The sequence below is a fragment of the Halobellus clavatus genome (assembly GCF_900107195.1).
In the GTDB taxonomy this organism is placed as follows: domain Archaea; phylum Halobacteriota; class Halobacteria; order Halobacteriales; family Haloferacaceae; genus Haloquadratum; species Haloquadratum clavatum.
On record NZ_FNPB01000011.1, the window covers coordinates 59,545 to 72,828 of the forward strand.

Consider the following 13,284-nt stretch of genomic DNA (forward strand, 5'->3'; position numbering starts at 1 on the left):
TTCTACTTCGCTGCAATCCACGAATACAACCTCGCCGTGCCAAACTCAGAACAATAACTCGTACGGATGGACGGAACACTACGCGTGTATTCAAGTTCATCTCTACCAGCAGGATCAGGATCTCTCGATCTTCCCAGAAGACGCAACACAGGCCCGGGAAGCTGCGAAGAACGGAGAGTCGGCTGAAACCATCGAGGATTGGCTCTTCCGATACTATCGTACGGAGCAATACCCCGACTGGTGGATGCCGTCAGAGGAACAGATTGAGCAAACCCCGAAGCTCAAGCTCTACCCACTCACGAACGAAACAGTTCACGAGTACGAGACCACTCAATCTCTCTCCGTGTTTCCGGAGGACGCTCGAGCCGTCCGATTCGCGGCAACTCATAACGCGACGGTGAACGAACTCCGGATGGCCCTCCTCAACTACTACGCCGTTCAGTGGGATCAGGGCTGGCGGCCGGACTCAGAATCATCCACGACCACCACAGCCAACACATCCGTAGGAGGCGGCTCAAACGGAGGAGAATCGGAGGCTACCGCCGGGTCGAGTTCAAGCCCCGCTTGGTATGCTCCGTACCTTAGTGGGATCGTCGACGCCGCAAATCAATTTCGTGGATGGATGAGAGGAGTGCAGGAGTTCATCGGTGGGCTCCTCATTTGGAGCTTCAAGAATCCCATTATCGCAGGGATTGTCATCTTCACGTCTCTCGTCGTGTTCCTCCTTCTCGGAGTCGCACGGCGGATGCGGCGGACGTGGACGGCGATGCTTGCGGTCTGGTCTCGATTCGTCCGCGCGATCGTCTGGGTGGCCGACACTATTGGCATCGGAACGATCCGGCGAACACAAATCAAATTCTTCCGATTCCGTCGCACCCTCAACGTCTATGCTCACGCGTTCGCAGCGATGACTGGCTGGGCAATCCGCGAAGGGTTTCACCGTGTCGACCGTACGATCACAGACTACGTCACCGACGAAGACTCCAGCACGTGGTCGTATATCGCACCACCCGCTCACGCACGCGCCAGTAGCGCAGCTGATGCCGCCGTCTCGGAGACAACGTATGCGAAGAGCAAGCGCCTCCTTGATCCTCTCGATGCACCAGCCGTGTACGAACTCGATGAGGATGAACCACCGCGACCAGGAGACGACCTCTGGTACCGCATTACGGCCTCCGATCAACCGGCCTCACCGGAGACAATCACTAAACAGATCGAAGGTCTACCCAATCTCACTGACGGGCTGGAAGTCATCATCCGATCGGCACCTCATGACCCCGAGATCGGAGGAGAAGAAAGCGAGCTTCAAACTACTGAAGGCGATGGCACCCGACTCGCAATCGAGGTTCTAATCCACTTCATCGAGGACGGCCAGACGAGCACGCTCGACCGGACGAAGCACAACTGGGTACGACAAGCCTTCGGTGGTCCCGACTACGACGTCACGCCAGTCTCGACGACGCTCCAGCGACTCCTCCGCGCCCGGCCGTACCGGCGGTGCAAGCATCTTCTCGGGAATGATGCGCCCCCATCAGCGACGTTCCCTTGGAGTAACGCGCAATCATCGGACGCCGCGACAGACGGTGGGCGGACTATCGGCGAGGACACGCCCACACCGAGCGAACGCGCAGCTGCAGCCGAGGCGATTCCTCAACGGTACTTCCGAGAGCATCTTGAGGATCAGTTCACTGCGGTCTGCCCGGAAGCGCCCGTGAGCTATCCACTCGGCTCCCGAGGAACCCGCCGCTGGGACTTCCTCCAGCGACTCAACGTCTTCGACGAAACCGCTGCCGAAGAAGCCCCTCCGATGGAAGCCGCTCTCGATGCCCTCCTTGAGACCGACGAACCCGCACTTCTCCGTGCCCGGATTACATCCGCAGGCGACCTTAGTGATCTCATTCGGCAGAAACTCGACGTCATCGAGGGTGAGGAAAGTACCCAGTTCGACAAACGAACGAATCGCCGTGGGCGTAGCCGTGCGACACCAAGCTCAGGAGAGAATACCACCGAGGAAGACCGGGCTGCTGCTCGAGAACGAGAGAGTAGTCGGGTCCGTGGGGAAGTCGCGAGCGCGGAAGGGACACGGAACGAAGAACTCCAGAACAAGGGTGTAACTCGGAGTTTCAAAGTCACGATGGATGTCTTCACCCAACCCACACCCTTCTTGAATGATGCCCTCGAAGAGACTGCTGGAGGGTCAGTTGAACCCTCCTCAGAGGCCCACCCCGTCCCCTCCCCCCTCTTCCATTCAGATGGGGACTCCACCTCTGCCTCGACAAATACGGCGAGTGACGGGGGCGTCTTCACCGAAGAACAGCCCGACCTCAACGAGATAGACAGTACTGCCGATCTATCTGGTTCCGACGCCGACATCGAGACCTTAGCGAGTCGTGGTGACACTCTTCGAGTGACTCCCGAGACGCTTGCCGAAGCCGCAGCCAGCCAGCGGACTACGGCTCGCGACGACGCCTGGCGGCTCGCAAAAACGTGGGCGACTGCTGCTGACGGCGAGTTCAACAAGCTCACTGAACCACCAGAGAACAGCCGCCTCGCAAAGTGGGCACGGCAGTTTGGATGGCGGAGACATACGCTCGGACAGCTCCGTGACTCGTACCGTTTCCACCGCGCTCAGGAGTATGCTGGTAGGGCACCCACATTCGGCCTACACTACTCTCTCCGTCGCCGCTGGCCGATCGTCCTCGCCGCCGCCGACGAACTCCCTTCGTTCACAGCACTCCCGAGTACCAGCGCTGTCTCGGACGACCTCGCAGCCCATATGGAACGCCAACTCTCCCACACAGCCCCACTCTCTGAACTCTCTCCTGCCGAGGACAACGAAATCATCGGTACGGACATTGACGGGGCCACGCTCGGCTATGCGTTCGATCGTCTCCACGCTCGCGACCTCGCTCGTCCCGTCAAACATCGCACGGACTATATGGACCGGTCGATCCTCCACCAAGGGCTCCCCGGCTCCGGGAAGTCTGTCGACCAAGCTCACGAGATCGTCGAGCGTCGGAAGGCCACGAACGGCCCCATCATCATCTACGCCGGCCCTGGCGCAAACGTCGGTGAACTCGCTGTGCGCGGTCTCTTGGATGAATTCGGCGAAGACTGGGTGCGCGAGCACGTCCACTGGTTCGATATGCCCGAGGTCCTCCCCGGACTAACGGTCTTTGACACACGACCCGCCCAACAGGCTGACGACGCCCACGGCAACCCCGAGGCCGCAGAGAGCGTCGCAACCGACGACACCTCTTCCCAGCGCCCTGATATCGCTTCCAAGGACACCAGTTGGGAGACACACGGCTCACAGGTTATGCAGACTGTCCGGAAGATAGCCGAACTTCTGATGGGTGAGAGCGACTTCCAGAACGCCCGCGTGTCCCGTGATGTCCTTCGAGCCCTTGGAACAGCCGGTTTCTCACCGCATACATACCCGACAGGCGTCGACGGCACGCCTGCGTACCAGCGGAACGGTAGCGACACCAGCAGTAACACACTCCCAACTGCTGACGACCTCGTGAACGGCGAAAGTCACTCCAATGATGGAAATGAGGACGATTCAAGATCGCGCCAACCGACTGTGATGCCGTTCCGCTGGGGATACGACGCCAGCCCGTACGTCTACCCTCTCTGGCAGCTCCAAGAGCAGACCCAGCAGGTCACCGAACTGACGAGGTTGATGGACCCGGACATCCCGATCAACCCCAAGGAAATACTGCCTGATCCGGGCTCGCACGCAATCAAGCGGAATATGGAGACGCCGTTTAACAACCAACAGCACACCGCCCAGCAGATCCTCGGCGGTGTCACTAACCGTCTGAACGCGCTTACGACGGACGCCCGGCTCGCACCCCTCTTCAATAACACGACCCGGCGGTTCTCCTTCGCCGACTTCCTCTCTGGCGACCGCCAGAACGACGTCCTCATTTTCGACGTCGAGGACCTTGACCCGGATGCCCAGCGTGACTTCGTCCTTACACACGAACTCCTAATGCAGTACGAACTCGAACTCTACAAGTCCTTCCTCAAAGAGGAGGCAACTGCGGACGATTACTACGTCAGCGTCTTCATCGACGAGGCCGGCCGCCTCGTCGAGCCGGATGACCTTGCGAAGATGATCGCCGTCGCCCGCAACCACTCTGTCTCCCTCTCACTTGCCGTCCAGACGCCCGACCAGCTCTTCGACGCCGACACCGACAACAGTGTTGGCGACGACCCGACGTACGCCGAGATCATCGGTAATATTCAGACGACCGTCGTGCGTGCCGGTGAAATCACGCGTCAGCAGGCAAAGGCGCTTTGTCCGGCCGACCTCGAGGTCGAGGACTTCATGGATCACGTCCGTGATCTCCCCGTCGACCACCGGCTCGTCCAGTATCCGACACCTTCCGAAGGAACACGGTCTCAGACCATCGAAATCGCCCGCATTCCCCTTCCGAACTGGCATCAGGATGCCGAGGAACCCCCCGAAGGCTACGATTCTCGCGAAAATTTCGAGGGGGCCTTCCGAGAGGTTCGTGCCGACGTCATCGACCAGACGAACGAAGAGTACGGAATCCCCGACGACGAGTCAGAATCGGCTGTCCGTAACCGGGCGATTCTCAACATCCCCGAACTCGCCCACCATCTCACAATAGACGACCCACTCCTCCCGGTTGTCCTCGCGTGGGCGACTTGGATAGTCGCTCGTGACCCACCCAACGGGCCCGGTGAAGAAACTCTGCACAGCGTCTCCAACACCGACAGCAAGCTCCCTGACCTCGAAGACCCAGTTGAACCAAATAATGATTCGACGGCAGAGGACTCCCCGGCTGAGGAAGTCAGCGCGATAGATGTCCTGTCGGATGATGCAGGACCCGATGAATACACAGCTGAATCGGTATCTGCCAGTCGCGAGAACGATTCTCCATCCACTACGAGCGAGCAGCCAGATACGCTGTTCGACTCAGGTGGGTGGGCTCGCGACCAGTGGGATGAGGCGAAGACCGAGCTCACCCAATCCAATACCGAGCGCCAGACTCCTCCCTCGGCCGCTGAGAGCTCAGGGCCTGCGTCCAGTCTTCATCACGTCCTGAAGGGCAGTATGACGACTGACGAGTGGGAGGAGCTTACCGACCTCCTCGAGAAGGGGAAATCACTTTCCCCAGAGGAATGGGCGATTCACACCGACCTCCCGACGTACCGGAAAGACGAGAAATCCATCCAAGCCCGTGCGCTCAACAGCCGCGTCGCGACTCTCCTTAACCAAGGTATCCTCACCGAGGATGAAGTGGCCCGGATTCAGGAACTCATCGATCTCGCACGGGATACCGGGAACTGGCCACCGACTGCGGTTCGTGATCGTCTCGACACGAAGTCCGAAACTGCGCCAGCAGACGAATCAGCTCTCGAACAGCAAAATGCCACTGTGAGTAACGAGAGTGTGTCCGCGGCGATCGAACGCCGCCGGACCAGTGAGAGCAATTCTGTTGGGATCGACCCATTCGATGGAGAGGAACCACGACCCGGGACGTACCGCTGGGTGCGCCTTGACGAGATGTACCGCCGGCTTCGCCTCGAAGTCGAGAAAGTCCTCGCCACAGAGGACCTCAACGAGGGAGAACGTAATCGTCGCCGCGATGCCCTCCCCTCGCTCAAGGCGTGCGCCGATGAGATCGAGGCGTTAGGCACCATTATGACCCATCGGGGCGTCGCTGGCGACACTCCCATCCCGGAAACAGACGGTATCTTCGAGATCGAACTCGCGAAGCACCGTGACGACGTCCCCGGCGACGAGGGCTACGCCATTCGGTTGACTCCCGAGGGTGCTCGTCTCCTTCTTGAAAACGTCTTTTCGACTGGCTGGGTTGCAACCGCTGGGACCGATACTCACGATACCGGCCTTCGGGACGCTATGACGGCACTCGAAGACGCAGTCCCCACCCGAGTCAGTGGCCGGATCATCGACCAAGACACCGGGGACATCCCGGACGCCGTCCTCACAGTCTTCGCCAGCGAGCCTACGGAGTGCTTCGCTGACGACATCATCTTATGCACAGTCGAAGAGGAGACCGACCCACGTCGACACCCCACGAAGAAACTCCGTAACCTCAAGAAGGCGCTTAACACTACTACGAAGAGTGGCGAATGTCGCCTCCCCATCTTCGTCGCCGAAACACCGTGGGACGAAGACGCGGGGGGCCCCGACCTTGGACCTGCCACCGCATTATCGAACATCCTCCGTGATCCGATGAACACTCAGTGGTCGGGTCGCCGGTTCTACTCGCAATCGAACACGCCAATCGACTTCGACGGCGGCGCCCGCGACGGCGGTGTCACCGCTGTCGTCCCCCGATCGGACACAGAGAGCGCCGGCGCGTCGATCTGGGTTCGCGACCCGGACCCCGACTCGGACGACTGCCTCCTCGTCGCCCCGACCGCCGACAACATCGGCCATCCCGATGACGAGGATATACACCTCCGTATCGCTCCCGGTGACTTCCAGAACCTCACTCCCTCGAGCATCCCGTACCGGGCGACATGTCCCCCGGGAAGCGCAAACGAATCAGCTCGCTATATCGTCGAGACTCCGGGTAGCGAGCAGACGTACAAGTACGAGACGGAAGAGCGATTCCGTGAGGATTGGGTCCGCGTCAACAAGCCATTCGTACCCGACATCGAATTCCGGCACCCGGACTACCCGGAAACCGCATATGCCATCCTCGTCCGATACGAGCCGCCCCGCGCCGGCGACGATGCACAGGCACGTATCGCCTGGTTCGATCATCGGACCTCGGGCGACGAGGAGATGGGGACGCTTCGGCCCGTCGAGGACCTCATCGAAGCGATTCAGACGGGCGAACTCAAGCCGGCGTCCGCTGGCCCCGGAACGGCACCCGAGAGGACTCACGAAGACGAAGTCTCGACCGACGAAGCGCAAGACTCTGAAGTGGATGAGGAAGACACTGGCGCGTCATCATCGACGGACGAGGCACCAGACGAATCCACTCCCGAGCCATCCGACAACAAGGACGAAGAGCTTGACGGCGATGATACTGACTCAACGCAGTCCGAGGAGGGAGAGACAGACGATACTTCCGAACCACTCCAGGATGAGGGGAAAGCAGCTACCGCCGCGTTCATCGCGGCTTACCTCCGTCCTGCACCGAACAACGTCGTGGACGTGGATGTCGCCTTCGACCGTTGTCAGGAATTCGCGAGCACGCACAACCTCGTCCCACCAGAATCAGAGGACGAGTTCGCAGAAACGATCGATTCCCTCTTCGATGCGTTCGACACGGACACCGGTATCGACGGAGACCTCTTCGACATCGATCGCGACGTCATCAGTGCCCTCGAAGAGGGATTCAATATCGTCTCAACGTCAGGTGGAAACGAAGACAGCACTCGAACCGTTATATTGGGTGTGAAGATGGTTGATCCCACAGAAGAAGACACGTCGTTCTTGACGGAAGCAGCGCCCGAGCAGTCGGCAGGTGGTGCGGCGTTCATTGCGAACCAGCTCACGTCCGACCCTGACGGAGCGCTTCCGAGTTCGGAAACCTATGACGAATACGTCGACACCGTCACCGACTGGGGATTCGAGTCTCTCCCTGACCGAGGTTCGAGTGTGACGTTCAAACGGTTCCTCCAAATCTGGGGTGCGGCGCTGTTCGGCGTCTCGGTCGAACGGAAACGCCGGCGGATCGACGGGTCGCCTACGCGGTGCTATACGCACCTCGAGTGGCGCGAGTAGCCTCTTGATTTTCTCTCTCAGTCTACCGCCTCGATCTCCCGTCTAATACTATGAACTCAAAATCATATTTCCGATAATTTCCCTTGTGACGGTGTCACTTAATCCTCGATTTTCTAGAACTATTACTGAATAGCATATTTTGGAGAAACCACCGGACGGCACGGTAATACAAAACTGGAACGGTAAATCGGAACGCGAATCTCTGAGGACTCACAAAATCACCATATAGCGTCGGGATGGTAAACTGGAACGTCAATCATTAGCATACACTCCCGCAAAGACCGGATCCTTTTGCAAACTGGAACACCGTGCAGTCTTGCGGTTTTCACCGGAAACCTGGACACATCTACGCACCACCACACACCAGCATCTCGATAAACTGGAACGCCGCGCTGTCTTGCGATTTCGCGCCTATAGTCAACTCCGTGCTCAGAACACCCTTCGAGCGGCTCTCCGCACTCTCGAAACTGGAACGCTACGCAGTCTAGCGATTATCCCCGGCTATTGAGAAACTGGAACACCCCCTTTCCCACTAGTATAGAGGGGGCGGATTCGTGTGAAAGGGGGGTACCGATGTGTTCCGACGAGCGGGTACCCTGGCAGCGGGTACAGGCTGGCCCCCTGGGCGGTCGTCGAAGACGAGTGTCTGATGCGTATCAGATTGTAGAGAAGTCGGTAGCCGAAGCAGGGAGCGAATAGCCGTTGTGTGTCGCGTGGAGAGCACGGCCTGTCGTAACGTAGGAGCTGGTGGGTGGCGTCGAGGTGTAGCATCGAGCGTGCGTGGCGAACGTACGGCGTTGCGTATGAGCGAGTGGGAGTGGATGGTCGTATCGCGGTGGTGCCTACACTGGAGTCAGCTGGCTGTCGCGCGCGGACGTCAGGATACGTATCTCAACCAAGCCAGGGACGTGCCGCGTATCGCGGCTCTCGCCTCGTGGTTCATTCTCGACGTGAGGGCCGGGCACGGTGACGTCGACACCGCGAGGGGCTGTCGGCAGTACTCGAGGCTGGGGATCGCGCCGTCGTGAGACGCCGTGGGCTGTCGATAGAGCATAGCGGTGTGGCCTCGGCGGCCGAGTGGTCGCTGTCGCCACCGCGTTCCGGTGTGATGGCCGCCGGCTCGCTGCTCTGGCGCGTATGTATGGCCGATCGGTGTGTCTCGAGAAGGGTGCCGCGCGCGTCGGGGTCGCGCGCGCTTTGGATCGAGACCGCCGCGACGAGCAGAGCTCGTCGGACGGTCTCCGTGGGTGAATCAGGACCGCGTCGCAGCGGCGGCTGATTTCCGGGACCTGCTCCACACGCTCTGGCCGCTGACGGCGGGCCGCGATTTCGGGGAATCGCGTAGCTTTCCCCGAAATCGGCCGCCTCACCGGCCAGTCCGTGGGAGCCGATGTCGTCCACTCACCCGCCGAAGTCCGCGGATTGCGCGGTCACGAGACACCGACGCGAACCGGACCCTACCCGCGAGCGCAACCCGCTCGCGGGTCCCTTCCAGTCCGCGACGGCGTCTCGTAACACCGCTCATCGAGCGGATTCGGCGGCCTCGGGAGACATCGGGTCGTGCTACGACCAGGTTTCCTCACTCGGTCGGCCCCCTTGCGCTGGCGCGTGCAGTAGCGCGCGCCGCGCACTCACCGGGAGGGGCCGCCGGAGCCACCAGCGATTTCCGCGGACCCTACCCGCCCCCACCGGGGCGGGTCCCTTCCACGGAAATCGGGCGCCTCTGTCGGCCTCCCGGTGAGTCGGGGCGAAGCCGGGCACGGGGCCTGCCGAGCCGAAGGCACGGGAGATCGCGTCGCTCACTCCGTTCGCCTGAGTCATACGTCGCCAGCACGCTGAACCGGACCGGGTCACGATTTCGCGCGGATACCTTCCCGCGCTCGCAAGCTCGCGCGGGCCCCTTCCACACGAAATCGACCGGTTCAGCGCGCGGCGACGCACGACTCAGCCCGGCCATATGCGGCCGATTCATCTGCGTTCACCGACCCGCACCCGGACCTCGATTCCGGCAGACACTACCCGCCTTCGGCGGGTCCCTTCTCCCGGAATCGGCCGTGCGCGGCTGGTTCACGTTGTTCATCGGCCGCATCTGCCGGGTTCGCGACTCCCGTACCTCGGCGGGCAGGGCCCCGCACCGGGCTTCGTTCTGGCGGTACGGGCCACCCGCCAGAAGCCGCCGAGCAAAAATTAATTTCTTTCCTCTTAAGCGTCCACGGGACGGGCGGGGGAAGCCGCCGTGCCGTTCCTGACCTGGCACGATCTCAGCGGACCCTACCCGCGCTCACACGTTCGCGCGGGTCCCTTCCACTGACATCGGCCAGCTCACGACGGCAGCCGGCTCCCCTGCCGGTACCCGACGGCGCTCGCGCTATCACACACGCGCGAGCGCCGTCGTTCCGACAAGCTCGAGGCCCTGACGCGGGCCGCGATTCCGCGGAGATACTTCCCGCGCTTCGCGCGGGCCCCTTCTCCACGGAATCGGCCGCCTCAGTACCTCTCGCCGTGTCGGAAGGAACGCTTAAGAGGAAACCATCCCCCCACTTGTCGGATATGAACTGCACGTCTTGGGGAGACCACTTGCCGGATGCCTCTGGCGCGTGCATTCCCCTGATCGCGGCCGCCTTCGGCAGACACTACCCGCCTTCGGCGGGTCCCTTCTCCCGAACGCGCCCGCGTCAGGGGTGCACCCGCCGGACGCCTTCCAGCTTGTGGCGCTGGGCGCGGGCCTCGATTCCGGCAGACACTACCCGCGGCGCATCCGATCGGTGCGCCGCGGGTCCCTTCTCCCGAAATCGGCCGCGCCAGCGGCCAAGACGCACAGTCCCTTCCAACTGTTGAGGGGGATTGAAATCATAGAGTCAGGTAGCCCGTGACAGGGCGTCGGGCCGTCGGCAGGCTGCGCCGGGCGGTCGGCGTGCGGAACGTCGGCCGCTCCGGCGCGCCCCGCGGTGGGTTTGTTCGCCCCTCCGCGGGGTGAAGGGTGTACGAATACACCCGTCGGTCGGCGGTCAGAAGACGGGCGCGATGGAGCGCGCCCGACAGGGGATCACTCCCCGTGAAACAGCAATGTCTAGTTTCAACTCAGGGCAAAAAAGCCCATCGGCGGTTGGACAGCCTGACAAGTACGACGAACTCGAGATGGATCTGCTCTACAGCAGTCCCCATCTGGAGAACGGCGATAACGTGGTCGGTGTGGACATCGACAAACGGCCCCCGACCCCGAACGACGAACCGGTCCAGGACAGCCAGGGGCAGGAACTTGTCCCCGGAAACTACGCGCGAGAACGCTCGGCGCGGATGGACGCGCAATATCGGGCGGCTGCCTCACAGCACGAAACGTCGGACGAGGACGACCAAGCTGACGAGACGGGGCTCCCCCACAGGCGCGAGATGACCGGCCGCGCAGGTGGCACCTACGCGGACGTTCAGGCAGTGATGCACGGCCAGCAGTTGGGCGACGTCGTTGAGGGCGATGTCGGCGAGTTGGTGCGTGGTGTCTCCACTGGTGTCTACTGGGAGCAGGCACTCGCGGAAATGGACGTCCCCGAGCCTCGACGCGACCTGCAAGCGCCGTTCGCGGAGGTGTCCCCGGAGCACTACACGCTGGCGACTGAAGAGCGAATGCGTGGCGAGTTCGAGGCCGATGAGCGGAACCGCGCGAAGGCGATCGCGGCTGAGGTGGCGGGCATCAACCGGGCGGCGCGGTCGCGGGACGATATGCGGACGCGGCAACCGATTCGCCACTCCGTCTCAGAGAGCGACGACCCGTGGGAGGGCCCGCCGGCAGAGACGGTCGGCGTCAAGCGGGTCGACCCGGCAGACGACGAACCGGTCACGACGACGTCCGTGAGTGACGCCCCTGACCCACGGGCGTCACTCGACCAGGAGACGCTCGCTCAGGTGAACAAGGGTGCCGCGCGACTGGCCGAGCACTTCCAAGGCGAAGCAGCGATGTCCAGAGCGACGTTCGGGAAGTGCATCGCCCGGCACATCCAGGACGGGTCGGACGTGATGAACGCGACGATCGCCGTCAAGGAGACACTCGAGCGGATGTCCGAGATCAAGCAGCCCATCGGGTCGATCGATCCCTACGAGCAGTGGGAGACGACGGTCGAGGCGGAGGTGACCACGCTGTGGACGCCGAAGCATCGGTCGCAGTACCAGGTGGGATTGGTGCAAGACGAGGCCGGCGACACGGCGAAGTTCACGGTCTGGTTCGCGGCGGGTGACAAGCCGACGCTCGCGGTGGGCGACCGGATTCGGGCGGAGCGGGTGCGTGTCAACGCCTACAAGGGTGATGCGACCCTGGCAGTCGTCGGTGATACGGACCTCACCATCCTCGACCGGGGTGACGGCCCGATGACGCGGCGGAAGCGGCAGTCGGATGATCCGACAATCGCTCCGTGGTCGGCCGATAGCGACCAGCACGCGTGGATCAACCACATCGATATGGAGCGGGCGACCGAGGTCACGCTCGGACGGCGGGACGACGAGTAAGCCATCGCTCGGTCGCTTTATTTGCGCGTACCCCGAGTAGTCCTCTGGTAGGCATCGCAACCGGCTGGTTCGTGTGTGGCTCCCGGCACCCACTACCCACCGCCCCGCCCACCGCTCCGTGCTCGCGACCCGAGCGTCGCTGCGCGCGCAGCCACAACCTCGACAGCACCGCGTGGTCCGTGGGGGCGCTCGGCGACGCCATCACCCGTGGCGACCGACGTGAGTTTGTCCCTCCCAACAGGGGGTGAGGTGACTTCACAGATGTCCAGTGCAGCAGCTCCCCGTGAGCGATCGCGACCGCGTCAAGCACAGCTGTCGGACTTTCGTCAGTCACCCCGCGAACCGGGACTCTACGAGCCACCGACGATCGAGGAGGACGACTGGTGGCCTGGGAAGGCAGGTGAAGATCGATGACCGAACGGACGCTTCGCATCGAACGGGCGGTCAACGAGCTGATGAACGACCTTCCGGCTGACGTCGCGTCCGAGGACATCATCGACCAGCATATGCAGCGACTCGTCGCGGACTACGGTCTCTCTGTCGATCGTGCACAGACGGCCACTCGGCAGTACCTCACTGCGTCCCGCGAGGGAGTGGCGGAGTACCTCGTCACCCATCTCGCTCGGACGACTGAGACGCCGCCGACCCGTGACGCGGTCGTCGAGGATCTCGAATTCCTCGCCAACTGGAGTGTCCCTCTCGAGGACGCCTCTGCTGTCGTCCGCCGGAAGTACGACCCCGCGGACCCGGCTGATCCCGACTCTGGCCTCGACTCGGCAACGGGCGTTCCAACGGGTGCAACCGATGCTGAGGTCGCGGCTGCGATCCCCAGTCTTGACGACCACTCGTGGTCGTCCACATCCGACCGCGCCGACCCTGGCCCCGACGACTCAGATATCCTCGACGCCGATTCGCGGGAGACAGATGACGGCACCGCCGCCCCTACCTACAGACGCATTTGGAGGACACGGATCGTCGCCCGTCTCGCCTCGACGATCCGCACCGCTCGCCGGAGGCTGGCCGAGCATCGTCTCTGACCAACGACC

General features: G+C 62.2%; 4 protein-coding genes. All 4 read left to right on the forward strand.

What is annotated here, in order from left to right; translation table 11 throughout:
- Window positions 1-622: 622 nt before the first annotated feature.
- The 4 genes from BLU74_RS14425 to BLU74_RS14440 all read left to right on the forward strand — a co-directional run bounded on the left by BLU74_RS14425 (window position 623) and on the right by BLU74_RS14440 (window position 13,275).
- The gene (locus BLU74_RS14425; protein ID WP_139175821.1) at window positions 623-7,741 is read left to right on the forward strand and encodes a P-loop NTPase family protein; all 7,119 of its coding nucleotides are present in this window, start codon (window positions 623-625) and stop codon (window positions 7,739-7,741) included.
- An 803-nt stretch (window positions 7,742-8,544) separates the two neighbouring features.
- On the forward strand, window positions 8,545-8,769 hold the full coding sequence (locus tag BLU74_RS14430; RefSeq protein WP_089768568.1) for a hypothetical protein: 225 nt from the start codon (window positions 8,545-8,547) through the stop codon (window positions 8,767-8,769).
- Window positions 8,770-10,807: 2,038 nt separating this feature from the next.
- Complete coding sequence (locus BLU74_RS14435) at window positions 10,808-12,238, forward strand: hypothetical protein (RefSeq protein ID WP_139175822.1); 1,431 nt, start codon at window positions 10,808-10,810, stop codon at window positions 12,236-12,238.
- A 410-nt stretch (window positions 12,239-12,648) separates the two neighbouring features.
- Window positions 12,649-13,275 carry a hypothetical protein gene (locus tag BLU74_RS14440; RefSeq protein WP_089768572.1) on the forward strand — a complete coding sequence of 209 codons (627 nt, stop codon included), beginning with the start codon at window positions 12,649-12,651 and terminating at the stop codon, window positions 13,273-13,275.
- Window positions 13,276-13,284 lie beyond the last annotated feature (9 nt).